Source organism: Kribbella sp. NPDC050459 (genome assembly GCF_040655315.1).
In the GTDB taxonomy this organism is placed as follows: domain Bacteria; phylum Actinomycetota; class Actinomycetes; order Propionibacteriales; family Kribbellaceae; genus Kribbella.
In genome coordinates this window covers 851216-877772 of the sequence record NZ_JBFAJQ010000001.1, presented here as the reverse complement: position 1 = coordinate 877772, position 26557 = coordinate 851216, and the positions used below count along the sequence as shown (strand labels likewise).

Here is a 26557-nt window from a genome sequence, read left to right as displayed (position 1 = left end):
TCTCTCGCGGCCGGACTCCAACGCGGTACGACGGAGGCTGGGGTGCCTCCGCGTGAAGGGGAGGGACGATTCAGATGTTTCGAAAGACCGTAGGTCTGGCCTCGGCCGGCGTGCTCGCGCTGGGCCTGGGGGCGGCCATGACGCCGCAGGCGCAGGCCCGTCCGGCCGGACAGTCCGCAGCCGCCGGCACGACGGCGACCACTGCGGCGTGTTCGCTGCGGCTCGGCTCGGTGACGTCGACCGGCGCGTTCACCAGCAGGATGATCAACGCCACCGCGCCGATCACGATCGGCGGGGTCCGGGGTACGGCCGGCGTGTTCCCGGCCGGCCAGGTCCAGAAGATCACCACGTTCACCGGTACGCCGGTGGGCACCAGCGGCGAGGCCCGTTCCGGCCTCACCATCATGAGCGGCGCGCTGTACTCGAGCTCGTTCGTCGTCGACGGCCAGAGCCAGCTCGACCCGCACTACCCGCACAACAACCTCCGGATCGGCGGCGGCTGGTCCAACTACCGCTGGATCGAGCAGTCGATCCTGCAGCCGGCGGACGCCGGCCAGCCGGCCCGCAAGCTGCTGTACGGCCAGCGCACCGACGGCACCACGCAGCGCTGGATCTCCGACGGCTCCGCCTGGCGCGTCAGTGCCGGCGCCGGCGGACTCAGCACCGTCAAGGGCATCGCGCTGATCGGCCGCACCGCGACCTCGGAGACGTTCCTGGCCAACACCCGGAGCGGCTCGCTCGTCACGGTCACCTGGCCGACGAAGTACATGTCCGGCCCGACCAGCCGGGTCGTCCGCGGCTCGACCTGGCAGGGCTTCGAGCAGCTGATCGCGACCAAGTGCGGCACGACCGGCACGCTGCTGCTCGGCATCGACCGGGACACCAAATCCGGCTACCTGTACGCCGTTGGTCACGCCAACGGAACGAGCACCGTCGTCAAGAGTCTGGGCAAGGTCCCGCTGACCTTCTCCGACCCGCAGTACTTCCGGATCGCCCCGAAGTACGACGTCCTCAACGGCGGCTGACCTCTCACCCGAACGCCGCCCTCCGGCTCCGGCCGGGGGCGGCGTTCCCGTGGACCGCTGAGCCGGCCAGTGGCGGCGGCAGCTATGCTGGTCCGAGTTCGACCGGCGGTGGGGCTCACCGGATCCAACTGTCGCCGTCCGGCGGCCAACAGTCCCTACCCGAGGAACCTCGTGGCGCCGCGCCGCGAGGTCGATTCCGGTAGGAGGACTGTTTGTGCAGCAGCACCCCGTCAACCCCTTGCCCAAGGGGCCGGTCGACCCTGACGTCGACCTGCGGATCGACGGCCGCGCCGGGCGCGCGCACGACCCGCTGGTCCTCGGCGCGATCGCGGCCGGCGGAGCGATCGGCGCGTCGGCCCGGTACCTGATCGGGCTCGGCTGGCCGACGCCGACGGGCGGGTTCCCGATCAGCACGCTGATCATCAACGTGGTCGGCTGCGGCCTGATCGGGATCCTGATGGTGCTGGTGTCCGACCTCTTCACCCGGCAACGCCTGCTGCGCCCCTTCCTCGGCACGGGCGTCCTCGGCGGGTTCACCACGTTCTCGACGTACGCCGTCGACATCCAGCGACTCGTCACGGCCGGCCACGCCGCGAACGCGCTGCTCTACCTCACGGTGACGGTCGCCGGCGCGCTGCTCGCGGTGTGGGCGACCGTGTCCGCGACCCGGGCGCTGATCACCTGGAGGACCCGATGACGCGGCTGCTGCTCGTGATCGCCGGCGGCCTGGTCGGCGCACCGCTGCGGTACGTCGCCGACCGTGCTGTCCAGGCCCGGCACGACTCGTTGTTCCCGTGGGGCACGTTCAGCGTGAACGTCCTCGGATCCCTCGTCCTGGGTTTCCTGACCGGCTCGGCGGCGGCCCTCCCCCACGACCTCCAACTGCTCGTCGGCACCGGCTTCTGCGGCGCCCTGACGACGTACTCGACGTTCTCCTACGAGACCATCCGCCTCTACGAGGACCGGGCGCGGTTCCTCGCGATCGCCAACGTGACCGCGAGCATCGTCGCCGGCCTCGGCAGCGTGTTCCTGGGCGTGGCCGTCAGCGACGCGATCTGGGGTTAGCGGTCCCGGGTCGCGATCCCCGGGTAGTCCACCACCAACCCGGACGCGTCGAACACCAACTCGCACTCGAAGTCGAACGTCGCGGACTCGTAGTGGAACACGTGCCGATCCGGGGCCGAGCTGGTGAGTGTGTAGCGCTGCTCGAGCCGCACGACGCTCAGGTCGTCGGCCCGGACGAACACTGCCGGTACTTCGAAGGTGGCGCCGGGGACGAACTCGAGCCGGTGGACGGGCAGCGTGTTCGTGACCGCCGACGACTCGAAGTCCACGTCCCGGCAGCCGTCGAGATCCGGCCGGGCGACGCCGTCGACGCTCCAGCGGTCCTCCGCCGAGCGGGTCAGCACGACCTGGTGATCACCAGTCACGGTCGAGTTCGCCGCGTGCACGGACTCGGTCACCCAGTCCGCGCCGACGGTGATCTCGTACCCGACGTACCAGGTCGAGTCGCCCTCGCGAGCCGACGTCCGGCCGCGCAACCGGCCTGGCTCCGCGAACAGCACCTCGAAACCGACCCGGGCGTCACGGTGCGTCCACGAGGCAGCGGCGGGCAGGGCGCGCAGGTCCATGTCCAGACTTTATCGGGACATGATGAACTTACCCGGTGACTGTCCTCACCGGCACGGTGCGCCTCGCTGTCCGAGGCATGGAGTGATGCTCGACCGGTCCGAGTCCGCGCTGGGAATCGTCCTCCGATCACGGTTCTACCGTTCGGCGTTCCTGTCCCTGCTGATCGCCGGTGTCGGTCTCTCGGCCGCGACCCCGCAACTGACGCTCTTCCTGGTGCGGGAGCTGCACACACCGCTGCCTGTCGCCGGTCTGTACTACGTGACGAACCTCGCCGCTCCGGTCGCCGGGTTCCTGGTCGGGCGATGGTCGGACCGCACTCGGGACCGGCTGCTGTGGTTCCGGATCTGCTCGGTGGTCGGCGCGCTCGGCTGGGCCGCGATGGCGTCGGCAACGGCCGTCTGGATGCCGTTCGTGATCAGTGCGCTCGCGTTGAGCGTGGCCGGCGGCTCGATGGCACAGCTGTTCGCAGCCTGCCGTGACGAGTTGAGCCGGCACCCGACCAGGGCCGAGAACCGGGTCGTCGCGACGGTCCGGATGGCGTTCACCACCGGCTGGATCCTGGGGCCGGTGTTCGGCAGCTGGTTCGGCGGCGTCTTCGGCCTGCGTACGTTGCTGATGGCAACAGCTGTCTGCGTGTTCGCGCAGGTGATCCCGCTCGGCCGGCAACGCGTCGAGCGGTACGACGACCCTGGCGCGGATGCACCGTCCGAGCGCCGGCGGATCGATCACATGATGCCGCTGCTGGCCTTCACCGCGGTCTGTGTGCTGGCGATGACCGGCGACACCATCAAGTTCGGGTACCTGCCGATCTACATGGCCGAGCAGTTGCACGTGTCGGACTCGGTGCGGGGTGCGGTCATCGGCATCCAGCCATTGCTCGAACTCCTGCTGCTGCCCGTCGTGGCGCGGCTCGCCGACCGGTACGGCGCGATCCGGGCCATGACGGCGGGCGCCGTCCTCGGACTGGCCGGGAACCTCGCCTACGCCCTCAGTACGTCGGTCGTCGGCTTGTTCGTCGGCCAGGCGCTGACCGCCGGGTTGTGGGCGTGTGTCGGCGCCCTCGGCGTCTCGATCGCCCAACGGCTGTACCCCGAAGGCGTGGGGACCGCGTCCGGAATCTTCCTGAGCGCGATCCCCCTCGGCTCCGCGATCGGCGGGACCATCGGCGGCGTCGGCGTGGCCGCGATCGGCCTGCCGCACGTGTTCTTCATCCCGGCCTGCCTAACCGCCCTGGCGATCGTCGCCTTCATCGCCCTCGGCAACCGTGAGGAGAGCTGACCGTCAGTCCTTGAAGGCGTCCTTGACCTTCTCGCCGGCCTGCTTCAGATTCGCCTTCGTCTTCTCGGCCTGCCCTTTGGCCTGCAGGTCGCGGTTGTCGGTGGCGTCGCCGGTCGCTTCCTTGGCCTTGCCCTTGGCGGCCTCGGCCGCGTTCTCGAGCTTGTCCTTGTTGCTCATCGTCGTCTCCCCTTCCTTGCGTACCAGCAGCCGGTACCCGCGCCGTACCCCCGCGAATCACACGAGATACCGATCCCCCGGGCGCACGATCCGCAGCCAGCGGCAGCCGTACGGCGCGAGGTCGAGCGACAACACGCCGTCGTCACCGACGCTCTGCGTACCGGTGGCGAGCAGGTCGACCGCCCGCAGCCCCAGGCCGTGGCCCGCGACGGCCAGGTCGACCCGGGCGGCGTCCGGCGCGAAGTTGTGCACGGCAACGATCGTGCCGTCCTCGTGGTCCGACCGGTGGGCGAACACCGACCGCACGCCGCTGTCGAGGATCGTGCACGTGCCCCAGGACAACTCGGGAGACTCGCGGTACCGCTGGATCAGGAGCTTCATCCAGCTGAACAGCGAGTCGGGATCGCGCCGCTGGGCCGCGACATTCACCTTGTCCGGGCCCAGCTCGCCCTCGACCATCGGCGCCGGCAACTGCGACGGGTCGGCGGTCGAGAACCCGCCGTTGGCATCGGCCGTCCACTGCATCGGCGTCCGGACGGCGTGCCGGTCCTCGGCGGCGAGGTTCTCCCCCATGCCGATTTCCTCGCCGTAGAACAGCACCGGCGTACCAGGTAGCGAGAACAACAGGCTGTAGACCATCCGGAGCCGGTCCTGGTCGTTGTCCAGCATCGGCGGCAGCCGGCGCCGCAGCCCGCGGCCGTAGAGCTGCATGGTCTCGTCCGGGCCGAACGCGTCGAACACTTCCTGCCGCTCGGCGTCGGACAGCTTGTCGAGGGTCAGCTCGTCGTGGTTGCGGACGAACGTCCCCCACTGCGCTTCCTCCGGCGGATCGGGCCGCTCCCGCAGCGCCTCCACCAGCTCGGCCGGGTCGTTGCGGGCCAGCGAGAGGTACAGCCGCTGCATCCCGATGAAGTCGAAACACATCGTCAGCTCGTCGCCGTCCTCGTCGCCGAAGAACCGCCGTACGTCGGGATACGGCAGGTTGACCTCGCCGAGCAGCATCGACTGCCCGCGCCGGCGATGCAGGAACGCGCACAGGTCCCGGAGGAAGTCGTGCGGATCCGGCAACCCGGCTGCGTCCTCGGCGCCGGCTGTGTCGAGCAGGAACGGCACCGCGTCCACCCGGAACCCGGACAGCCCCAGCTCCGACCAGAAGCCGACCACCCGCTCGATCTCCTCGCGCACCTCGCGATTCGCGATGTCGAGATCCGGCTGGAACTTCCGGAACCGGTGCAGGTAGTACTGTCCCGCCTCCTCGTCGTACTGCCAGAGGCTGGTCTCCTGGCCGGGGAACACGATGCCCTTGTCCGCGTCCGGCGGCGGCTCGTCGCGCCAGACGTACCAGCCGCGGTACGGCGACTCGCGCGACGCCCGCGCGCTGCGGAACCACGGGTGCTGGTCCGAGGTGTGGTTGACGACCAGGTCGGCGATCACCCGGATGCCGCGGTCCTGCGCCAGCGTGATCAGCTCGACCAGGTCACCGTGGGTTCCGAGCCGCGGGTCGACGCCGTAGAAGTCGCTGATGTCGTAGCCGTCGTCGCGATCCGGCGTCGGGTAGAACGGCATCAGCCACAGGCAGGTGACCCCGAGTTCGGCCAGGTGGTCGATCCGTTGGCACACCCCGCGCAGGTCACCCCGCCCGTCGCCGTCGGTGTCGAAGAAGGTCTCGACGTCGAGGCAGTAGATCACCGCGTTCTTCCACCAGACGTCGGCGGTTTCCGTCAGGCGCATGTCCCGCCGGTACCCGGCGCCCGGCGGCGTACACGCCCACCGCGGCAGGTGTCCGTTCCCGCTCTGTCCATCTGAGGTCTAGGCGGACGTGGCCGGTTCCTGCCATCCTCGTCTCGTTCCTTTCCGCCCTGAATTAAGTTTCGAAGGAGCAATCGATGCAGGATTCCGCCCCACCCCGCCGCGGCGTGCGCAGGACGCTCGGCGTCGTCCTCGGCACCCTCGCGCTGACGGTCACCTCGGCCGCGCTGGCTTTCGCCGCCCCGCCGCCGCACTTGCCGCAGAACGCCGGCGGCTACGAGCAGTCGTTCTCACCGGCGTACGACTACGACACCGACGGCTGCTACGCGGTCCCCGCGATCGGCGCCGACGGCACCCTCAACCCCGGCCTCAACCCGACCGGCGCGGTGAACGGCAACTGCCGCGACCAGTCCGACCTCGACAACTCGCAGACCTACGCCCGCTCGAAGTGCAACAACGGCTGGTGCGCGATCGTGTACGCCAGCTACTTCGAGAAGGACCAGGCGGTCCCCGGCAGCAGCCTCGGCGGGCACCGGCACGACTGGGAGCACGTGATCTCCTGGGTGAACCAGTCCACCAACCAGGTCGAGTACGTGACCACGACACAGCACTCGAGCCAGGTCACCTACACCCGCTCGCAGGTCCGGTTCGACGGTTCACACCCGAAGGTCGTTTACCACAAGGACGGCGCCAGCACGCACTTCTTCCGGCTCGCCAACAGCAACGACGAACCGCCGGAGAACCACTACCACGACTGGCGGTACCCGCCGCTCGTCGACTGGAACGGCTACCCCAGCACGGCGCTGAGGGACACGCTGATGACCGCCGACTTCGGCTCGGCGACGATCAAGATCACCGACAAGGACGACCGGTTCCGCAACCTGCTGAACGCTTCCAAGCCGTCCGGGATCCCGTTCGACCCCTGGGCCTGACCGTCCAGCCGGCGTGCGCGCTCAGTCCCGGGCGCGCACGCCCCCGGTCAGCGAATCCGCGATCAGGTCGATCATCGCCGCATGCCGCTTGACGGCCGTGTCGGCCTGCCCGAGCGCGACCGTGTCGAGGAAGACCCGGGAGACCACCAGCTCCGCGGCCGTCTGCACCCGATCCCGGTCCGCCACGACGTCGTCGGCACCGGCCAGGACGTCGGCGACGGTCTCGGTCGCCTCGGCGAACAGCTCGGCCGCCCGGGACGCGATCTCCGGCCGCCCCTGCGCCTCACGGAACACGATGATCCGCGCGGCGCGGTCGTTCTCCAGCTCCTCGGCCATCGCGGCGACCATCGCACGCAAGCGCCGCCGCACGGTCCGGCCGCGGGCCGCGGACCGCAGCACCTCGCTCGGCGCCGGGCGCTCCTGGACCACGGCGAGCAGCAGATCGAGCTTGGTCGCGAAGTGGTAGAACACCAGCCCCGACGGTACGCCGGCCTCGGCGGCGATCCGGGCCGTCGAGGTCGCGTCGTACCCGTGCTCGGCGAACAGCCGCTCGGCGGTCTCGATGATCAGCTGCCGCTTCGACGGCCGCCCTGGGTGGCGGCCCGGGTGGCGTGTGGTGTGGCGCGCGTGCGCGTGCGTGGTCATGAGCCTGCTGGTTGGGCCGCGGGCCAGACCTCGCCTTTCCGCTCGGCAGCGAGCACGGCGGCCCGCTTCAGGGACTTGAAGACGTAGTCCGGCACCCGCAGCCCGCGGCGATGTGCCCACATCAGCTCGTGCTCGGCGCGCCCGACCTGCCGCGCGTACTCCCGCAGCTCCGCCTCGCCGGCGTCAGTCATCCTCAGCGCGTCCATCACGTCTCCGAAATCGGCCACCTGTCGCTTGTTGTAGGCGCCGACTACTTCGAACGTACGCTTCCGCAGCCCGCGCGTCAGCCATTTCTGCCAGCCCGACAGCTGGTCCCACAGCTGCTGCGCGGCCATCTGGTAGTACGCGAAGTGTCCCGGCTCCTGGCGGCGGATCGGCGCGATCACGGTGGCCGCGACGGCACGCTCGCCGAGCTCGACGAGCCCGGCGTGCAGCTTGTTGTAGGCAAGGACCGCGGACCGCTCGGTGGCCAGCCCGGTCAGGTAGTAGAGCATCCGGCTGATGTCCTGCACCCCCGGCACCCGGCCGAGCGCGCCGAGGAACTTCAGGCTGAACGAGACGTCGGTCAGGTTCGGGACATGCGGGTTCACGCCGAGCAGATCCTGCAGCTTGTCGAGGATCTGCCCGTGGCGGGTCTCCTGCGGCATCCAGACGTCGGCGTAGAAGTGCTGGTCGACCTCGGGCGGATCGGGCAGCAGGATGTTCAGCTCGAGCACATTGCGCTCGACCTCGAGCTCGACCCGGGTCATGTAGGCCAGCACGGACCCGAACCGCTCGGCCAGCAGGCCGGGCTTCTTCATCGAGTAGTCCACACTGCCGAGCGGAATCGGCGGGTGCTCCTCGCCCAGCCGGTCGACGTGATCGGCGAGCCGGGAGTCCTCCCGCCGGCGACCTCGCCGGCGCGCAACGGTCAGATCGCTCAACGACATAAGGCGGCACCTCGCTCATCCGTCGGGGATGCCAACGTGATCCCCCAAGGCAAGGCTAACAAAGTAACTGACTGATCAGTCAGTCAGAGCAGCATCCGGTGCTGTGAGCCCGGCAACACGACGGCGGGCGGCGGTCCAGGGGACCACCGCCCGCCGAAGGCGTTGTATTACTGGGCAATCTATTCCGAGCTACTTGGCGAGGCTGTAGCGGATCGTGTCGTTGCGGAGCACGTCGCCGTTCACCTTGACGATGCGGACGACGTGTTGCGCGTTCCGCAGACCGGTCGCGGTGAACACCGTCCGGTTCGTCACCCGGGTGTCGTTGTGCAGGTTCACCCGGCGGACCAGCTTGCCGTCGACGTACACGTCCGCGTCGCCCTGGTCCGGGGCGAGCGCCGTACTCCACTCCACACCGGTGCCGGTGAAGGTCAGGCTGACCGCCGCACCGTCGGCCTTGGCGGCGTGGATGTCGTCGCGGTAGTCGCCACGGAACCGGACGTCGAGCGCCGCACTGCCGACCGGCAGCGTCGCCAGGTACGTCTTGCCGATCGTCACCGTGTTCCCGTTGACGGTGTAGTCGGCGCCCTTCACCAGGTCCTTGCCCGCGTTCGCGATGCCGTCCAGTTCGCCCGGGTCGCGCCCGAGCTGGACGCTGACGTCCGTCGGCGCGTCCTTGTCGAACGTCGCGGTGTCCGGGGTGAGCAGGCTCTCGTGCCGGATATTCAGCTTGTCGAGCAGCATGAACTGGCCGGACTTCTTCACGCCGCGGATCGTGTGGCTGCCGTTCGGCAGGTCCGAGATGCTGTACACGACCTGCTGGGGTTTGTTGTGTCCTTGGGCCGGGTCCAGGTACGTACTCACGGTCTGCTTGAACTCACCGTCGATGTAGATGTCGACGTCGCCCTGTCCCGGATCGGTCTCGGTGACGTAGTCGACGCCGTTGCCGACGAAGCTGTACGAGAACGAGTCGCCGTTCCCCTCCGTCCACTGCACGTCGTCCTGGTAGTCCCCGAGTCCACGACCGCCGCTGTAGTTCCAGTTGCCGGTGTAGACGATCTGCGAGTTGTTGTTGTTGATCTCGACCGTCCGGGTGCCGACGTCCGCGGCGGTGGTCGCCTGCGACTCGGAGTCGGCCGTCGGTGCCAGCTTCTTCTCCAGCGCACCTTCCGGCGCGGCCGCGCGCGGGGCGGCGGCGGACGAGTCCGACACGTTGACGGTCAGGGCCTGCGAGACCGCGGGGACCTCGTAGTTGCCGTTGCGCTGCCACGCGCCGTCGTACGTGACCCGCGCGTCGTCGTCGTTGACCGAGATCGCCGCGCCCTTCTGCGGCGTGACCTTCAGCAGCCGGACGCCGTGGATCGGGACGTCCTTCGCGGTGTAGCCGGAGGCGAAGGTGCCGAGGTCCGTCCGGGCCCACAGGTCACGCACCTTCGCGGCGCCGTTCAGGCCGAGGTCGGCGAAGTTCACGGTCATGTCGGCGTCGGTCTGACCGAGGTTGAACAGGGCAACGGTGTACGAGCTGTCCGGGTTGAGCGCGAACCACGTCTGACGGTTCGTCTTCATGGACAGCGGGTGCGCCGGACGGCCGGCCTGGTTGACCGCGATCACCTCGCGGTTGGTCAGCAGTTCGAGACCGTACGAGTCCAGCCTGGTCATGTCGTTGCCGATGTACATCGGCGCCGCGGACACCGCCCACAGCGTGGCCGCCGTCCGGCGTTCGTCCTTGGTGAGGCCGTCCATCTGGCCGTTGCCGACGTCGAGCGAGTCGAGGTCGTTCCAGCCGCCTGGCCCCGCGTGCCGCCACCATTCGGCGAGCTTCGGGAACAGCCGGTTGATGTTCGGCCAGGCGGTCAGCGCCGTCCCCGTGCAGTAGCACTCGACGTCCCATTCGATCCGCCAGCCGTTGGCGTACTGCTTCCAGGTGTCGGCGTAGTTGATGTCCAGCGCCCAGGACAGCTCGAGCCAGATGTTGTGCCGCTTCAGCGCCTGCGACCACGCCTTCACGTCGTCGCGGGCGTCCACCGACAGGTCGCTGATGCCCGAGCCCGGGGTCACGCTGTCGAACTTGAGGAAGTCCAGGCCCCAGGAGCCGAACAGGTCGGCGATCGAGTCGATGTACTTCTGCGCGCACGGCTTCGAGAAGTCGATGCGGTAGCCGATCCCCCAGTAGTCGCCCTTCTGCAGCGGCAGCACCGGAAGATCACCGGTCGTGCACCCCGGGGCGTTGTAGATCGGCAGCTTGGCGTCGATGACGGCCTTGCTGATGCCGGGGATCGTGTACAGGCCGACCTTCTGGCCGTTGGCGTGGATGTGGTCGATAACCGCCTGCAGGCCGTTCGGGTAGAGCTTGGTGCTCGGCTTCGGCCGGCCGTACTCGTCGATGCCGTCGTTCCAGCCGGCGTCGATGTTGATGTACTCGTACCCGTACGGCTGCAGCTTCGCGTGCATCGCATCGGACTGGGCGATCAGCTGATCCGCCGTGATCCAGCTGCCGCCGTTCGGGTTGTAGACCTGCATGCTGTAACTGCTCCAGCCCATGTAGGGCCGGACAGCCTTGTCCCCCGCGGGTCCGGGAAGGACCGTGGCGGTGGTGGTGGTGGCCGGTGCTGCTGTCGACGTACTCGAACCTGCCGGCAGCAGCCCGGCGACCACGAGCGCCGCAACCGCGGCACGTAGCACCCTGCTCCGAACGGACATGGTCATGGCGGTGACCTCTCTGAGAGAACCGAATCGGATAGGATATTGGAACTATTACTTAACCTTGTCAAGATTCTGTGCGAAACTCGCACAGTGATGACGGGCCGCGAAGTCCGTCGAGACCTGTGCTGCCGGGAGCTCCAGCGACAGGACATTGCCCTGCTGGGCGTACGACGGCCAGGGCGCGGACGGCGTCGACGGGTTGCCGGTCGCCGCGAACCTGACCCAGGCCGCGCGCATCGAGTCCGCCAGCGCGGTCTGCTCGGCGTTCAGCGCGACCGGGAAGGGCGCGTTCGGCAGGTCGAACAGGTACCACATCTCCGAGCCGTGCGTGGCCACGTTGAGCAGACCCGCCGGGGCGAAGAGGAAGGGGGCGGTGTCGTCGTTGAACTCGTAGCCGTACGTCGGGACGCGGCCCGCAGTCGCGGTGTTGACCTCGTCGACGCCGCAGGCGAAGGTCGCGTCGCCGATCAAGGTGCCGAACGCCTTGTCAGGCGTCGGGTAGGCGGACAGCGGGTAGCCCTTGGCGATCGCCGCGGCTCGGGCAGGTGAGATGCGCAGCGCGGAGGCGATGTTGGACTCGTAGTTGTCCGCCGTGACGGGGCTGGTGTACGCGACGTTGTAGCCGCGGCTGACCACGCGGCCGCCCAGCGTGAACAGGGCCTCTTCGTCGTGGTTGCTGCCGTTCAAGATCGTCACGTTGTTGAACCGGCCGGCCCTGAGCGCCGTACCGATCGACTCCTTCAGCACCGCGCCGTCGACCACACCCGGGATCGTGGCGCTCGCTGCGTCGACGTTGTCGACCAGCGCCTGCACCGGAACGTTTCGCAGGCACTCCGCCGACTGGTCCGCGCAGCCGACCTTCGTCGCGAACTCCTTGCCGGACGCCTCCGCCTTCGCCAGCGGCTCCTGCTCGAGCGCGAACGCGCCGCTCTCCACGATCGCGCGCTGGAACAGGCCTTTCGAACTGCGGGACGTGACGTGCGCGAGCACCGACAGGCCGCCCGCCGACTCACCGGCGATCGTGACGTTGTGCGCGTCGCCGCCGAACCGGCCGATGTTGCGCTGCACCCAGCGCAGTGCGGCCTGCTGATCCATCAGCCCGTAGTTGCCGGCCGCGCCTCGCGAGGCCAGCGCCGGGTGGGCGAGGAAGCCCAAGGCGCCGAGCCGGTAGTTGACGGTCACGACGACCGCACCGGCCTTCGCGAGCTTCGTGCCGTCATAGCTCGAGCCGCTGTCGCCGGTCAGGCCGCCGCCGTGGATCCAGACCAGCACCGGCTTCTTGACAGCCGGGTGCAGCGCCGGCGTCGTGACGTTCAGGAACAGGCAGTCCTCGAGGAGCGCGGCACCGGGTGGGGCGACGACGCTCGGCGCCTGCGGACAGCTCGCGCCGTACGCCGTGGCGTCGCGGACGCCGAGCCAAGCGGCCGCCGGCTGCGGCGGGCGCCACCGCAGGTTCCCGGTCGGCGCGGCGGCGTACGGCAGGCCGCGGAACGAGGACGTGCCCTCGACGGACCGGCCGCGGACAAGACCCTTGTCGGTGGCAACCAACGGGCTGCTGTCGGAGCTGGACGTCGTGCTGGCGATGGCGGTGGAGCCGGCTGTGGAGCTGGCGTCGGCTGCGCCCGCGGCGGTCAGTGCACCTGCGCCGACCGCCAGCGTCGCGGCCGCGGCGGCGAGGAGGACGCGCGGCCGGCGGGAAGGGATGATTCTCATGCTTCGGATACCCCGTCTGTGAGCGGAACGTGGCGGGCCTCGATGGCCCGGAGGGTGTTGGCGAACGCCTTGCCCAGGACCTGCCGGCCGACCAGCGCGAACAGGGCGCCGACCAGGCGGCCCTTCACGTTCTTGCCGTCCCGCACCACGACCGCGTCGATCGTGGTCGTGCCGTCCGCACGCTCGGTGAGCGTGTAGGTGTGGCCGGACGCCCCGCCCCAGTGACTGGAGTCGGTCGTCGTCAGGACGATGTGCCGCGGGTCGGACCAGTCGTAGCTGAGTCGCTCCCACACACCGCCGGCACCTTCGGTGACATCGGCGTACCCCGGTCCCTGGCTGTGGACCCGGAGGTAGTCGTCGTGGCTGTTGGCGAAGAGTTCCGCGCGGCCGGGCCCGAAGTCGGTCAGCCCCGCGATGAACTGCTCAGGCTTCAGCGTGGTGACCGCGCTGAAGTGGATGGTGGTCATGGATCCGTTCCTTGCTCGAGAGTGAATCGCTACTGCCTTCACTCTCGGGCCGGACGCCCACCCGTCGCCCCAGGGTAAGTCCCTGGTCCCGTGGTGACAGCCGCGCGGCTAGGCGGCGGACTCCCGCTCCGCCTGCCAGTCGGCCGGTCCGTCGGAGCCGGCCGCGTAGTCCTCCAGGGGCACCTCGCCGGCACGCCAGGCGGCAAGCACCGGCTCCACGATCTCCCAGCACCGCTCGGCCACGTCGCCGCGCACCGACAGCAGCGGGTCGGCGCGCAGGATGCCGTTCAGCACCTCGCCGTACGGGAGCACCGACGACGACGGCAGCGTCGCGTCCAGGAAGACCTGGCCCATCGTGTACGGGCCGTCGACACCGAGCGCCGGGACGGACAGGGACAGCTCGCCGGGGTTCAGGCCGATCCGCAGCGTCTCGCCGTCGCGGCCGCCGTGCAGACCCGACGGGAGGTGCCGCAGGGGCTTGAACTTGACCACGATCTCCTTGCGGGCCGCACCGAGCGCCTTGCCCGACCGCAGCGTGAACGGGACGCCGGCCCACCGGTTCGTGCCGACCTCGACGGTCACCTCCCCCAGCGTCTCGGTCTCCCGAGCCCGGTCGACGCCCGCTTCGTCGGCGTACGACGGAACCACGCGACCGTCCGCGACACCCGCGGTGTACCGCGCCCGCCGGCTCGCCTCCAGCGCGGAGCCGCCGTACAGATGCGTGCTGCGGAGGGCGCGGGCCATCTCGCTGCGCACCTCGACGGCGTCCATCGTGGCCGGGGCGTCCATCGCCAGCAGGGCGAGGACGAGCAGCAGGTGGCTCTGGATCATGTCCACGAGAGCGCCCGCGTTGTCGTAGTACTGGGCGCGGCCCTCGAGTCCGAGGGTCTCGTCGTACACGATCTCGACGCTCTCGATGTGCTCCGCGTTCCACACCGGCTCGAACAGCCGGTTGGCGAAGCGCAGGCCGATCAGGTTCAGCACGGCGGTGCGGCCGAGGAAGTGGTCGACGCGGTGCACGTTCTCCTCGGGGACGAGGTCGCCGACGAGCTTGTTCAGCGCGGCGGCGGACGCGGCGTCGGTGCCGAACGGCTTCTCGAACGCCAGCTCGGTGCCCTCAGGAAGGTCGGCCTCCTGCAGCTTCGCGACGATCTCGGTCGTCACGGCCGGCGGCAGCGAGAAGTACAGCACCGGGGCCGGACCGGCGAGCTCCAGCAGGGTGCGCAGGTGGGCGGCGTCGGTCGGGTCACCGGCGACGTACTGCGTGGTCGCCAGGGTGCCGGCCGCGGCGGGACTCAGCTCGGTCCCGAAGGCGGAGCGGACGCGGTCGGTCCACTCGTCGGCGGCGAGCGGCGAGCGGCCGGTGCCGATGATCCGCACGCTCGAGGCGCGCGGTCCGGCGAGCAGACTGCCCAGGCCCGGCAGCAGCAACCGGGAGCTCAGGTCGCCGCTGGCACCGAAGATGACGACGGTTCGTTGACTTGACACGGACACACTCAACCACGAGAGCGGGAACCGCATTCCCTACCCGGCAGTTGTCTCGCGGTTCGGGTACGGCGTGTCCGGGAGGCCGAGGTTGCGCCAGACGAACCGCGGCACCCAGCCGAGGAAGCCGCGCAGGTACGCCGAGCAGAACGCGATCGCGGGCTGGCTGTGCTCCCCCGGCGCGAACCAGACCCAGTCCTCCTCGATCCGGAACGGCGCGCCCGGCGTCGCCATCAGGTACTCCATCTGGCGCGGATGGACCACGTCGTAGGCGAACTTCGTGTCCGCCGAGAACACCGCGAACCGCTCGTTGAAGGCGTTGCTCTCGAAGCCGATGCCCTTGCGGAGCCCGCGCTGCCCGACGCTCAGCTGCGGCATCCGGGCCGGCAGCTGGAATCCCAGGATCGGCTCGGAGTGGTGGTCGACCACGGTCCGCGTCTGCGAGTTGCCGTTGCTGTCGGTGTACGACTCGGTGTGCGACGTCTTCCAGTGGTGCTGGAACGCGACGAACGGCGGCCCGTCACCGTCGCGGCCGCGGATCACGTCCTCGGTGCGGTGACCGTAGCCGCCGCGGTTGATCGGCGTGTACTGCAGCAGGCTGTCGTCGACCCCGATCCAGTACCAGTCCGGGTGATGGTAGAACCGCAGCCGCGGCTCCGGCTCCGGTTGGATCCAGTGGTCGAGCGGCGTCGCGTCGATCGCCGCCGCGATCGCGCCGAGCTGCTCCAGCCACGGACCGAGCTGGTCGATCTCCTTGCGGGGCGGGTTCAGCACGACGACCTGGTCGCCGTCGATGCCGAGGTTCACTCCGGGCTGACCGGCGGCCATCTCGCCGAGCTGGACACACAGCTGCGAGGTCAGGGCCTCCTGCGCGAACGCCGGGTCCATCGCGCCGATCTGCCACCCCGGGCCGAGCTGCGGCGGGGCGACCACGCCGTGCGCGACGACGCCGTACCGCGGCGCGGTCTCGCCGCCGGTGATCCACAGCTCGGGCAGCCGCCGAGACAGCGTCACCATGCCGACCCAGCCCGACCAGTACGTCGACTTGTACTCGATCACCTGGAACGGACGGCCGGCCGCGGTCAGCCCGGTGATCTGGTCGTCGGGCTTGCGGACGAAGCCGAGACCGAACGGCGGGTTGCTCAGCCGGGCGACCGCGTCGAACGTCGGGCTGTTCACGAAGCTCCAGCCGCGCTGACGGATCGACCCGATGTACCGCTGCCGGCGGACGAGCGCGACGATCCCCCAGACGATCGCGGCCACCACCAGCAGCAGCGCGATCACCATCAGGACGACCAGTCCGCTCACTTCCACTCCCCCGATCCGTCCCGGCTGCCTGCACGATAGCCCCGCGACGGGATCAGGCCAGGGCCTCCGGCAGCGGTTCGGCGTGGACGATCTGCAGGCGGCTGACGGCCCGGGTGAGGACGACGTACAGGCGGTGCAGGCCGCGGGGCTCGGCGGCGACGATGTGCGCCGGCTCGGCGACGATGACCGCGTCGAACTCCAGGCCCTTGGCCAGCGTGGCCGGCACGCACACCAGTCGCACGGTGTCGATCTCGTCGTCGGTCTCACCGAGCATGGCGGTCTCGAGCCCGGCGGCGACGATGGCGTCCCGCAGTCCGCCGACCTGGTCGTCCGCCGCGATCAGCGCGACCGAGCCCTCACCGACGAGCGCCGCACGGCACTCGGCGACGACCTGCCCGGCGAACGTCGACGCGTCGGCCGTCACGATGCTCAGCGCGTCGGCGACCGTCCGGACGCCGCTCGGGGTGCCGAGCGTCGGCGCGATCGCGGGCAGCAGCTTCGCCGCGAAGTTGATGATCTGGGCCGGCACCCGGAACCCGCGATCGAGCTCGGCCACCATGCCGTCGCTCTTGCCCAGATGACCGAGCACCCGGTCCCACGGCCCGGCCGCCCACGGCGTCGTCGCCTGCGCGAGATCGCCGAGCACGGTCGCCGATCCCGTCCGGCAGCGCCGGCCGAGCGCCCGCAACTGCATCGCCGACAGGTCCTGCGCCTCGTCGAGGACAAGATGTCCGAGGGACCCGGTCCGCCGCTCGATCAGGTCCTCCAGCTCGTCGAGCAGGACGGTGTCCGCGAACGACCACTTCGCCGACTTCCACGAGCGTGGCGGTTTCGCCCACAACAACGCCGTGCGTTCCTCGTCCGTCAGGTCCGGGGCCGCGGCCGCCAGGAAGTCCGCGTCCGAGAGGAGCCGGTGCAGGATCTGCTCCGGGACGACGCGGGGCCAGACCGCGTCGAGCACGTCCTTCACCGGCTTGGAGCGCGCGACCGCATTCTGCACCCGGTCGTCGGGCGACTCGGCGCGCTCCTCCATCCGGACCAGGACGACATGCGCGATCCGCTGCGCGAGAGCGTTCCGGCCGGGCGCGTACCGGGTCGACTCGCGCAGGTCCGACACGATGTCGACGACCTCGTAGTCGTGCACCCGGTAGCGCCGGGAGCCCTTGCTGTACAGGACTCCTTCGGTCGGCGTACCGACGTACGACCAGAGAGCGCGCCGCAGCACGGCGGACATCCGCGCGTCGCCCTTCAGGGCCTCGGCACCCGGTTCGTCCGTCGCCGCGGTGGGGCGGGTGAGCAGCTCGTCGATCGTGATCTGCCGGACGTCGACCTCGCCCAGCGCGGGCAGGACCTTGCGGATGTACGACAGGAACGACCGGTTCGGGCCGACGATCACGACACCGCCGCGGCCGAGCCGGTCGCGCTCGGTGTAGAGCAGGTAGGCGACGCGGTGCAGGCCGACCGCGGTCTTCCCGGTGCCGGGCGCACCCTGCACGCACACGCTCGGGTGCAGCGGCGCCCGGACCAGGTCGTCCTGCTCGGGCTGGATGGTGGCCACGATGTCGCGCATCGGACCGGTGCGGGGGCGCTCGATCTCGGCGCGCAGGAAGGCGTCGGCCTGATCCAGCTCGACGACGCCCGTCAGCGGCTCGTCCTCGAAGCCGGTCAGCTCGGCGTGATCGGAGAATCCGTAGCGGCGCCGCATCAGCACCCGCCGCCGATCGCTCGGGGTCGCGCGGTAGAAGGGCACCGAGACCGGCGCGCGCCAGTCGATCACGAGCGGGACGCCGGTGCCGTCGTGGACGTGGCGGCGGCCGATGTAGATCTGGTCCAGGTCCTCGATCGTGCCGTGCTCGTAGTCGAGCCGGCCGAAGAAGAGCGGGACGTCGGGCAGGTCGAGGAGCGCGTGGGTGCGCATCTCCTTCGCACGCTGGTTGGCCTCGTTGGTGAAGCGTTCGTCGTTGTCCTCGCCGCCGATCACCTGGACCTCACGGTCCACGACCTCGGCGTACATACCGCGCAGGGCGGTGCGAGCTTGAGAGAGATAGGCGCGTTCGGCCGCTAATTCCGGTTCGACCATCGTCGATGAGCCTCGAATCGTGAGCTGGGTCCCGCCCCGGAGCAGATCCATCCGGTTCGATTCGATCCCGAAAAGACAGACCGGCGACGCTACCAGCCCCACCAGAGCGCCGCTACTGATTAATCCGGGGAGGCTTGTCGCATCCAGGGCGGGGTGTTCTCCGGGGCCCTGGGGAACTCGGCGAGGTCAGCCGGGTAGATGCCTTCGTCGACAGGGATCGACCAGGCCGGCTGGTTGTCGTAGTCGAAGTCCGTGGCGAAATGCCCGTCGACGGTCACGCTCACCCGCGCGGTCAGCCACGCGCCCTTGCCCGGCTGGTACATCACGCGCCGGAGCTCCTCAAACTGGTCCTCGAGATCGTCCGGCAACGGATCCAGCTGCGCGCCGTCGACCTCGGCGTCGAGTTCGGCGTACGAGGTGGTCGCCCGGTAGACCGCGCTGACCTCGCGCCACCCGGCGGGCAGCTGCGCGACCAGCGCGCGGGCGATCGTGTCGATGATCTCGATCTCGCTCATCCCGCTCCCCGGGCCGTCGGCTTGGTCTCCCTGAAGATACGCCGGGGCGACCGTTCACCCTGATGCCGGTCGACGACCGTACGGCTGGACGGGCGGCGCGTCGTACCGTTCGGGTGCTTGACGTCGATCGCGGCATGCACCTGGACACCGGCGACGCGCATCGCCTGCCAGGTCTGTTCCATCCGGCGCCAGTTCTCGCTGCCCTTGACCGCGCGGTTCTGCTCCTGCGACTGCGCGGTCAGGTTGACCGACTCCCCCGGCCCGTCGAACACCGTCGCGAACAGGTGCCCACCGTCGTCGGTCCGCTGCCGGTCGGGCACCCCGGCCTCCCGCTGCGCCTCGACGTTGCGGCGCTCGTCGTTCTCCGCCGTGGGCAGCCAGCCGAGCCAGCCCTCGGCGTGCGCCACCCGGCCGTGGTCGTCGGTGACGTACAGGTAGCGCTGGTCGACGATGTACACGGCCGACGCCGCGGGCTCCATCAGCCTGCCGTTCCAGTCGCCGACGTGCCCGGACTCCTCCTTGTGCACGGGCAGCCGGGCGTACCTGTCCGGCACCACCGGTACGTCGTCCGGGCCGTAACCGACCGCGCGGACGTCGGCCGGATCGGCGGGTTGCTCGATCCGGACCGACGCCCGCGACGGTCGTTCAGTCATGCGCTCTTTCTACCGGCCGAGGGTGTCAGCCGTCGTTCTCGGCGGCCGGGATCACCGCGCCGGGAACGTTCTGCGGCGCGAAGATCTGGGCCTCACCCGGGTAGGGCAGGGACCAGCTGTGCGCCTCGTACCAGTTGTAGTGGTTCATCTGTGCAGGGTTCGCGAAGTCGGCTCGGGCGTTCGGGCCGGTGGTGCGCTGCTGGTCCTTCCACGCCGACCACTGCGCCGCCATCGACTCCATACCGGCCGGCACGGACACCGTCGGAGCGGCGGCGACGGTCGGGTTCTGCGCCGCCGGCACGTCGACACCGCACGACGGCGGGGTCTTCAGGCCGTCGGTCAGCGGCACCCGGTTCGGCAGCACGCTGAACGGCGTGAAGTCGGGCTTGCTGGTGAAGGCGCCGAACATCGGGGTGGCCGCGGCGTCCTTCTGGTTCATCGGCTTCATCCCGAGGATCTGCTCGATGGTGCGGATCATGGTGATCTGCGTGTAGTAGTGGCTGTCCACCGCACCGTGCTGTGCGTACGGGCTGATGATCTGGATCGGCGCCCGGTGCCCGTCGACGTGGTCGAGACCGGCCTGCGAGTCGTCCTCGACGACGAAGATCGCCGAGTCCTTCCAGTACTTGCTGTGGGTGATCTCGTCGACGATCCGCCCCGTGGCCAGGTCGTTGTCCGCGACCTGCGCCGGACCGTTGGCCGGACCACCGGTGTGGTCGTTGGACAGCCAGAACATGTTCAGGTTCGCCGGACCGTTCTTCCGGAAGTCCTTGCGCCAGATCTCGGTCTTGTAGATGTCCGGGACGCTGGTGTCGAACTGCGGGAAGCCCTGCACCGACACGTCGTTCAGCGACGGGATCGCCGAACCGGTCGTGATCGGGTACTTGGTGTCCGCCCCGGTCGCGATCATGTTCTTGGTGTCGCAGTAGTAGTTCTGCCAGGTGCCGTCGGTCGGCTTCTGCTCGATCGACAGGAACTCGCCGAAGTTCTTCACCGACTTGCCGGCCGCCTGCACGCCGGTCCAGAGGAACCCGCTCTTCTGGTGGCCGAGGGCGTCGTTCTCGGTGTCGTAGCTGCGCAGGTACTCACCGGCCGAGGACTCGGTGTACTCCGGGTTGTCGGCCTGCATCAGCCAGTTGTGACCCTCGGCGGAGTTCGTTCCGATGTCGTAGGTGTTGTCGTACAGCCCGAACTGCTTGGCCAGCGCGTGCTGGTTCGGCGTGACGTTCTCGCCGTACTGCGCCAGCGCCGGGTTGCCGTTGCCCTCCGGGATGTCGCCGTACACCTGGTCGTACGTCCGGTTCTCCTTGACGATCAGGAACACGTGCTTGATCGTCGACGGGTCGCCGAGCTTCGCCGGGACCGGCACCGGGTTGCGGTGCCCCTGGTCGGTCGCCACCTGGGCCGAACCGTTCGTCCAGCCGTTCTGCTCGAAGACCGTCTGCGTGGACTTCTTGATCGCGTGGTCGTCGGGCAGCTGGAACCTGGTCAGGCTCGAGGTGGTGTCGTGCGTGCTGTGACCGGCGGCCGTGGTCTCCCGGCGGGCGTCCACGCCGCGGGTGTTCGACACGACGATGTCCTTGCCGACCTGCGCGAGCTCGGCCGGGAAGTAGTCGGTCGGCAGCAGGCCGACGTAGCTGACCGGCTCGAGCGGGTTGCGGTACTTGTAGACGGCGACCGCGTTCGCACGCCCGAGCGACACCAGCAGGTGGCCGTCGTCGGTCAGCGTCACGCCGTCCGGCTCGTAGCCGACCGACGCCTCGGCCCACGGCTGCGTGGCGATGGTCTGGGTGACCTTGCCGCGCTTGGTGTCGATCACCGACACCGAGTTGGTCGCGGTGTTCGTGACGAACACGGCGCCGTTCTTGGCGTAGATCGCCGTCGGGTGCAGGCCGACGTCGATGCCGGCCGGTGCGGCCGACGGGTTCGCCAGGTCGATCACGCTGACGGTACCGGTGGTGGTGATCGCGTTCCGGTTGGAGACGACCTGGGTGCCGTAGGAGTTGATCGTCGTGTCACCCGGCTTGGCCGGGCGGCCGCCCTCGTTGCTCACGTACAGCTTGTCGCCGACCAGCACCATGTCGCGGGGCGCGTTGCCGGTCGCCCACGTCTGCTTGATCGCACCGGTGGCGGTGTCGATCGCGACGACCTTGTTCTGGCCGTTCACCGCGGAGTAGACCGTCGAACTGTCCGCCGAGAACACCGCCTCGGAGGCCAGCGCGCGCTTGCTGCCGTCGGCCGGGATCGCGACGAACGTCGGGTTCGCCAGCGTGCCGTCCGGATTCACGGTGAACTTCCGGTAGCCGTCGGCCTGGCCGAGCCAGACCTGCGAGCCGTCCGGCGAGTACGTCGGGCCCTCCTGGCCGACGTCGTTGCCGGGGATCTTCAGGTCCGCGGCGGCGTTGTTGCCGATGTACTGCTGGACCTTCCAGTTCTTCAGGTCGACGATCGCCATCGCCATCCCGCCGTCGGTCACGGAGGCAGCCAGGTGGCTGCCGTCCGGACTGACGGTGGACGACATGATCTTGCCCTTCTGGAGGACGAGCCGGTCGCCGATCGGCTTGATGTACTGGTCGGCGGAGACGACCTGGCCCTTGTCGGTCACCTGCCCGACCTGGTCGTGACCGAAGCCGGTCGTCGAGGCGACAGCGGTGCCGGCGAGCGTCACCGCGACGGCCGTGGTGCCCGCCGTCAGCAGTGGTACTCTGCGCCGGAGGGGGCTCGACGAGCCTTTGTCGTCACGCCTGCGGCGGCGTGTTACCTGCATGGGTTATCCCTTCGGGTTGACAGGTAGCAGTTCGATATTGCCGTCGAACTGCCACAGGGGGTTCGGTTCGTCCCCGGACGGGGTGCGGACCAGGAAGAAGCCGTTCACTTCTTTCGGTCCGTCCCCGTCGGCCACGTACCGACCGAGTGGGTTGATGTCGAGCTGGTAGATCGCCGAGCCGGCCGCGGCCACTCCGGGGATGTGCCAGCTGACGACGCAGCGCCAGTCGTTGCCGGGTCCGCGCGCCGCGACCTGGTCGCCGCCCTTGGTGCATCCGGCCGCGGCCTGCAGCTGCTCCTCGGTGACGTCGGCGCGGTTCAGCTGCTTGGTCTGCAACCGGTACAGATGCGCGAACTCGACCGCGACCGCCCGCTGCACCTTGTCCTGGTCGATGCCCGATCCGAAGCCGGTCACCGGAGCAACCGCCGCCGTCGTCACACCGAGCAGGACGACGAGGGGCAGCAGGCCGGCCGTCAGCGCGAGCCGGCCCGATCCGTCGTGCGTCGGGTTGGTGAAATCACGGCGTACGAAGAGGAAGTACGCGAGACCGGTCGCGACGAGAGCCCACGCCAGGCTGACGATCACTCCGATCAGCAGCGGGCCGAGCTGCGCCGGGCTGGTGAACAGGCCGTTCCAGCTGATGAACGCGTAACCGGGCAGCGCGAGACGGAAGGCCACCGGCACCGGAAGCTGCTGGACGATCTGCATGGCGAGCGCGACGACGGCCGGGAGCAGCAGGCCCATCGGCGACCGGCCGAGCGCGACCGAGCCGAGCAGGCCGATCGCCGCCAACGCGAGGGTCGGCGCGAGCGCGCACAACCAGGCGAGGAAGACGGTGCCGGCCGCGCTGCCCGGCGAGAGCAAGTGGCCGTCGAGGCCGATCAGCTGTCGATTGCCGACGACCAGCAGACCGCTGGTGGTGCTCGACACGACCAGACCGATCACGAGTACGAGGATCACAGTGAGGCTGGACAGCGCCTTCGCGACGAAGATCCGGCGCGGCGAGCGGACCGCGACCAGTAGATGCCGCCAGGTGCCGAGGCGGTCCTCAGCGGCGAACACGTCACCGGCGATCAGCGACGTCAGCAACGGCAGCGCCCAGGAGCCGGAAAAGCCCAGCAGGACAAGGGGTCCGGCCCATCCGGTGCTGTGCATCCAGCGACCGAACAACGTGTCGACCGGCAGCGAGGCCTGCTGGCTGACCACGGCGACGAACAGCGCGGGCGCCAGCCAGCACGCGATGATCAGCACACGAACGCGCCATTGCGTCAGCAGTTTGACCAGCTCGAACCGGTAGCCGCGAACGACGGGAACTCGACGGACCGCAGGGGTCTCGGGGGCAGCCACGGTGGCTGTCATCAGTTGGTCTCCTGCTGCTCGGTGAGGGCGAGGAACGCGGCTTCGAGGGGCGACACGACTGGCGCGAGCTCGCGGACCGCGATGTCGTCGCCGACCAGGCGCTTCACGAACTCATCCAGCGCCGGCACGGACGCCGAGATCACCAGCACCTCGACACCGTCCTGTACGGCGTCCTGTGCGGCGTCCTGGTCGCGGAGCCGGATGCCCCGCGCGTCGGCGGCATGGCGACGGGCAGCCGCCGGGTCGGAGGTGCGGACCCGGTAGTCGAGTTCGCTGTTCTCCGAGGCCAGCTTGCTGATCGGGCCCGAGAACGCGACGCGTCCGGTCGAAAGGATCGTCACCTCGGAACAGAGCGCCTCGACGTCGTCCATACGGTGGCTCGACAGCATCACCGCGGTTCCGTTGGCAGCGAGCCGGGTGAGGACGCCGTACACATGCTTCTTGCCGGCCGGGTCGAGGCCGTTCGACGGCTCGTCGAGGATGAGGAGCCGCGGCTTGGTGAGCAGCGCCGCGGCCAGGCCGAGGCGCTGGCGCATGCCGAGCGAGAAACCGCGGACCCGGTCGTCTGCCACGTCGGTCAGCCCGACCTGGTCGATCGCGTCGTCGATGTCCATCGTGGTGTCACCGCGGAGGGCGGCCAGGGCGGCCAGGTTCTGCCGGGCGGTCATCGAGGGGTACAGGCCGGGGCCGTCGACGAAGCCGGCGACGCCCTCGGGAACGGCGAGGGCGCGGCCGACCGGCGTACCCAGGATCTCCAGCGTGCCGCGGTTGGGGACGGCGAGGCCGAGCAGCAGCCCGAGCAGCGTGGTCTTTCCGGCTCCGTTGGGTCCGACCAGCCCGTGGATCTGGCCGGGGGCGACGTCGAGATCTACACCGTCGAGCGCGACGACCTCACCGAAGTACTTGGCGAGGTCGCGGGCACGGACAGTGGGCGGGGCGTCCATGGTTAATACATTAGAAAGCAATGTACGGTGAAGTGAAGACCGAAAGTTAACTATTGGCGAACTGGGAGGAACTCCTTTCAGCTCCGCTCTCAGCGGCCTCTCAGTCGCGCTGCGCCGGATCGATGTAGTGGAAGGTCGGACCGGCCGTGGTGCGGTCGTCCTCGCTCAGCTGCATCAGTTTCAGGGCTTCGGATTTGAGCCCGAACATCGCGCGGACCGCGTCGCGGATCAGGCCGGGTTCGCCCGTGAACGCCTGCTCCAGCAGGAACAGCACCGTGCAGTAGGCGGTGTCGAACTGCTCCTGCGCGGCGCGGATCTGGGCGTTGCCCGAGCGGACCGGGTTCGCCTGCATCGGCGACACCCCGGTCAGGTCGACCGTCACAGGCTCACCGGTCGGCCCGGACTGCGGCGTGTCTCCGCGCTGGTAGCGGCGGCCGAGCTTGAGTTCCTCGAACCGGTAGTAGTGGGCGACCTCGTCGCGATCCGGGTGGAAGATGTCGTGGTCGCCGTCCCACACCTCGCCACGCGACGTACCTTCACCCTGCTCGACGATCTCGTCCAGCGCGGCCAGTGCGGACGCGAGGCCGGTGATCGGCTGCAGACTGCCGCCGGTGTGGTGGAAAGGTCCGGCCGTCACCTGGCGGGCCGGGTCGCCGGAGAACAGCTTCTCCTCGCCGAGTGTGCCGGCCAGGTACCTGAGGCCGTCCTCGATCGCGTCATAGAACTGGCCGATGGTCTCGTAGTGGTTGCTCTCGGCCGGAGAGCCGGGCGCTTCGGGTTTCTCCAGGCGCAGGAACATCTCCAGCGCGTCCGGCCCGAACGGCAACAGCGACAGGTCGATCGACCCGTGCGGGAGCCGGCGCGGGTAGCCGGGCAGCATGTCCGGGATATCGAGCCGCGGCTCACCGCCGACGGCGTTCAGCAGGTTGCACGCCAGTGAGAGATGGATCATCTCCTCGACGAACACACTGCTCACCAACTCGACCGCGTCCGGGTTCCGCGCCGGGTCCAGCGAGTACAGGGCGCACAGGTACGGCGGAATCGTGGCGTGCTCGAGCTCGATCGCCCACTGCAGGTGCTCGTGAAGACTGTCAATGGTCTCGATGCGCTGATTCATACCTGGTGAGACAGCCCAGCCAACTCCCCTGTGACCGTCACACCGCGCCTTCCTGCCTGGTCTCCCACTACTACAGACCGATCAACTGGAAGGTGAATCCGATGACCGACACGACCGAGCACCGATCCACTGCCTGGCAGACCGCCCTGACGATGCTGCAGGAGATCGAGCCGCCGTACGTCCCCGAAGGCTTCCACGTGATGACCGTCGACATCGAGTACCCGGCGGGCGACCCCGGCGCGCCGCCGCACCGCCACTCGGGCCCGGCCTTCGGGTACGTCGTGGCCGGCGAGATGCTCTTCGAACTCGAAGGCGAACCACCCCGCGTGATCAAGGCCGGCGAGGCGTTCTGGGAACCGGGCGGCGACATCATCCACTACCAGGACGGCAACAACCGCTCCGACATCCCGCTGAAGTTCACCGTCACCATGCTGTGCGCCCCGCACCAGGAAATGTTCACCCTGGTCCCAGAAGCCGAACTAACACAACGAGCCAACCGCCACGCTCATCCGTAGCTACGGGCTCGACTCCTCAGTCACCGAGCTGGTCGGCCGGGTGTGTCACGTTCCCGACGACCGGCCGCAGGGCTCGGGGGTCTGCCTTGGACTGTACCGGCAGGTCGCGCCGTTTATGCACCTATTGCTGTCCTCGGACGCCGACAGCGTGTCCGGTGCCGCCTTCGAGACCCGCGACCCCGGCCAGACGAACTCCCGCAACGGCTATCGCACCGCGGGCTCGCCATCCGGGTCGGCGCGCTGGATGTCGCGGTCCCCAAACTGCGCGAAGGGACCCACTTCCCCGACCGACTGCTAGAACGGCGCCGGCCCGCTGAGGCGGCGCTCACGAACGTGCTGGCGACGCGTGACCTGCTCGGGGTGTCGACACGGCAGATGGACCAACTGGTGCACTCCAGCAGTCCCCCACAGCCGTGCCTAGCCTCCGGCACTCCGCCGGCCTGGCTGAGCGCCCCGCGGAGCGGCCCGGCGTCCGGCAGTCCCCCACGGCCCTGCCTAACCACCGGCACTCCCACCAGCCCGGCTGAGCGCCCCGCCGCGCCGTACAGCATGGCTGAGCCCCCCGCG

At 69.4% G+C, this 26557-nt stretch carries 23 protein-coding genes and 1 pseudogene; 7 read left to right on the top strand and 17 right to left on the bottom strand.

Going from position 1 to position 26557, the window contains the following annotated elements:
* Positions 1 to 74: 74 nt before the first annotated feature.
* The 3 genes from AB0I12_RS04085 to crcB (AB0I12_RS04075) all read left to right on the top strand — a co-directional run bounded on the left by AB0I12_RS04085 (position 75) and on the right by crcB (AB0I12_RS04075) (position 2090).
* Positions 75 to 1025, top strand: a complete 951-nt coding sequence (locus AB0I12_RS04085) for a hypothetical protein (protein ID WP_359924238.1) — start codon at positions 75 to 77, stop codon at positions 1023 to 1025.
* Between the two features lie 214 nt (positions 1026 to 1239).
* Positions 1240 to 1722, top strand: coding sequence for a fluoride efflux transporter CrcB (gene crcB, locus AB0I12_RS04080; RefSeq protein WP_359924235.1), 483 nt, complete (start codon positions 1240 to 1242; stop codon positions 1720 to 1722).
* Complete coding sequence (gene crcB, locus AB0I12_RS04075; protein ID WP_359924232.1) at positions 1719 to 2090, top strand: fluoride efflux transporter CrcB; 372 nt, start codon at positions 1719 to 1721, stop codon at positions 2088 to 2090. The genes crcB (AB0I12_RS04080) and crcB (AB0I12_RS04075) overlap by 4 nt, the downstream gene beginning before the upstream one ends.
* On the opposite strand, the gene AB0I12_RS04070 is transcribed toward crcB (AB0I12_RS04075), so the two are convergent.
* Positions 2087 to 2656 carry a putative glycolipid-binding domain-containing protein gene (locus AB0I12_RS04070; protein WP_359924230.1) on the bottom strand — a complete coding sequence of 190 codons (570 nt, stop codon included), beginning with the start codon at positions 2654 to 2656 and terminating at the stop codon, positions 2087 to 2089. The genes crcB (AB0I12_RS04075) and AB0I12_RS04070 overlap by 4 nt on opposite strands.
* A gap of 85 nt (positions 2657 to 2741) precedes the next feature.
* Between AB0I12_RS04070 and AB0I12_RS04065 the strand changes: the two genes are divergently transcribed.
* A complete protein-coding gene (locus AB0I12_RS04065) occupies positions 2742 to 3935 on the top strand; it encodes an MFS transporter (protein ID WP_359924227.1) in 1194 nt (397 codons plus the stop codon).
* 3 nt (positions 3936 to 3938) lie between these two features.
* On the opposite strand, the gene AB0I12_RS04060 is transcribed toward AB0I12_RS04065, so the two are convergent.
* Together AB0I12_RS04060 and AB0I12_RS04055 are read right to left on the bottom strand one after the other, a co-directional pair.
* Entirely contained in the window at positions 3939 to 4112 is a 174-nt protein-coding gene (locus AB0I12_RS04060; protein WP_359924224.1) for a CsbD family protein, read from the bottom strand.
* A 57-nt stretch (positions 4113 to 4169) separates the two neighbouring features.
* Positions 4170 to 5843: an alpha-amylase family protein gene (locus AB0I12_RS04055; RefSeq protein ID WP_359924221.1), complete on the bottom strand. Its 1674-nt coding sequence runs from the start codon at positions 5841 to 5843 to the stop codon at positions 4170 to 4172.
* Between the two features lie 155 nt (positions 5844 to 5998).
* Between AB0I12_RS04055 and AB0I12_RS04050 the strand changes: the two genes are divergently transcribed.
* Positions 5999 to 6793: an NPP1 family protein gene (locus tag AB0I12_RS04050; protein ID WP_359924218.1), complete on the top strand. Its 795-nt coding sequence runs from the start codon at positions 5999 to 6001 to the stop codon at positions 6791 to 6793.
* A gap of 21 nt (positions 6794 to 6814) precedes the next feature.
* On the opposite strand, the gene AB0I12_RS04045 is transcribed toward AB0I12_RS04050, so the two are convergent.
* The 14 genes from AB0I12_RS04045 to AB0I12_RS03980 form a co-directional block, all read right to left on the bottom strand.
* Positions 6815 to 7438, bottom strand: a complete 624-nt coding sequence (locus tag AB0I12_RS04045; RefSeq protein ID WP_359924216.1) for a helix-turn-helix domain-containing protein — start codon at positions 7436 to 7438, stop codon at positions 6815 to 6817.
* Positions 7435 to 8367 (bottom strand): GTP-binding protein LepA, encoded by a 933-nt coding sequence (locus AB0I12_RS04040; protein ID WP_359924214.1) that lies wholly within the window; start codon positions 8365 to 8367, stop codon positions 7435 to 7437. The genes AB0I12_RS04045 and AB0I12_RS04040 overlap by 4 nt, the downstream gene beginning before the upstream one ends.
* A 189-nt stretch (positions 8368 to 8556) precedes the next feature.
* On the bottom strand, positions 8557 to 11070 hold the full coding sequence (locus AB0I12_RS04035) for a X2-like carbohydrate binding domain-containing protein (protein ID WP_359924211.1): 2514 nt from the start codon (positions 11068 to 11070) through the stop codon (positions 8557 to 8559).
* A gap of 48 nt (positions 11071 to 11118) precedes the next feature.
* Positions 11119 to 12780 (bottom strand): carboxylesterase family protein, encoded by a 1662-nt coding sequence (locus AB0I12_RS04030; protein ID WP_359924208.1) that lies wholly within the window; start codon positions 12778 to 12780, stop codon positions 11119 to 11121.
* Positions 12777 to 13247, bottom strand: a complete 471-nt coding sequence (locus AB0I12_RS04025; protein ID WP_359924205.1) for a hypothetical protein — start codon at positions 13245 to 13247, stop codon at positions 12777 to 12779. The genes AB0I12_RS04030 and AB0I12_RS04025 overlap by 4 nt, the downstream gene beginning before the upstream one ends.
* A gap of 108 nt (positions 13248 to 13355) precedes the next feature.
* Positions 13356 to 14735, bottom strand: coding sequence for a glucose-6-phosphate dehydrogenase (locus AB0I12_RS04020; protein WP_359924202.1), 1380 nt, complete (start codon positions 14733 to 14735; stop codon positions 13356 to 13358).
* 36 nt (positions 14736 to 14771) lie between these two features.
* Positions 14772 to 16040 carry a hypothetical protein gene (locus AB0I12_RS04015; RefSeq protein ID WP_359924199.1) on the bottom strand — a complete coding sequence of 423 codons (1269 nt, stop codon included), beginning with the start codon at positions 16038 to 16040 and terminating at the stop codon, positions 14772 to 14774.
* Positions 16041 to 16092: 52 nt separating this feature from the next.
* On the bottom strand, positions 16093 to 18120 hold the full coding sequence (locus tag AB0I12_RS04010) for an AAA family ATPase (RefSeq protein ID WP_359924196.1): 2028 nt from the start codon (positions 18118 to 18120) through the stop codon (positions 16093 to 16095).
* 119 nt (positions 18121 to 18239) lie between these two features.
* Positions 18240 to 18635 (bottom strand): immunity protein YezG family protein, encoded by a 396-nt coding sequence (locus tag AB0I12_RS04005; RefSeq protein ID WP_359924193.1) that lies wholly within the window; start codon positions 18633 to 18635, stop codon positions 18240 to 18242.
* Complete coding sequence (locus AB0I12_RS04000) at positions 18632 to 19288, bottom strand: DNA/RNA non-specific endonuclease (protein ID WP_359924190.1); 657 nt, start codon at positions 19286 to 19288, stop codon at positions 18632 to 18634. The genes AB0I12_RS04005 and AB0I12_RS04000 overlap by 4 nt, the downstream gene beginning before the upstream one ends.
* Positions 19289 to 19313: 25 nt before the next feature.
* Positions 19314 to 22055: an alkaline phosphatase family protein gene (locus tag AB0I12_RS03995; protein WP_359924187.1), complete on the bottom strand. Its 2742-nt coding sequence runs from the start codon at positions 22053 to 22055 to the stop codon at positions 19314 to 19316.
* A gap of 3 nt (positions 22056 to 22058) precedes the next feature.
* Positions 22059 to 23414, bottom strand: coding sequence for an ABC transporter permease (locus AB0I12_RS03990; RefSeq protein ID WP_359924184.1), 1356 nt, complete (start codon positions 23412 to 23414; stop codon positions 22059 to 22061).
* Positions 23414 to 24358 (bottom strand): ABC transporter ATP-binding protein, encoded by a 945-nt coding sequence (locus AB0I12_RS03985; RefSeq protein WP_359924181.1) that lies wholly within the window; start codon positions 24356 to 24358, stop codon positions 23414 to 23416. The genes AB0I12_RS03990 and AB0I12_RS03985 overlap by 1 nt, the downstream gene beginning before the upstream one ends.
* 100 nt (positions 24359 to 24458) lie before the next feature.
* A complete protein-coding gene (locus tag AB0I12_RS03980; protein ID WP_359924179.1) occupies positions 24459 to 25475 on the bottom strand; it encodes a ferritin-like protein in 1017 nt (338 codons plus the stop codon).
* A 101-nt stretch (positions 25476 to 25576) separates the two neighbouring features.
* Here AB0I12_RS03980 and AB0I12_RS03975 point away from each other — a divergent pair, with 101 nt between their 5' ends.
* Both AB0I12_RS03975 and AB0I12_RS03970 read left to right on the top strand, forming a co-directional pair.
* Positions 25577 to 25990, top strand: coding sequence for a cupin domain-containing protein (locus AB0I12_RS03975; RefSeq protein ID WP_359924176.1), 414 nt, complete (start codon positions 25577 to 25579; stop codon positions 25988 to 25990).
* 115 nt (positions 25991 to 26105) lie between these two features.
* Positions 26106 to 26380 (top strand): annotated as a pseudogene (locus AB0I12_RS03970) (transposase); the annotation flags it as partial.
* Positions 26381 to 26557 lie beyond the last annotated feature (177 nt).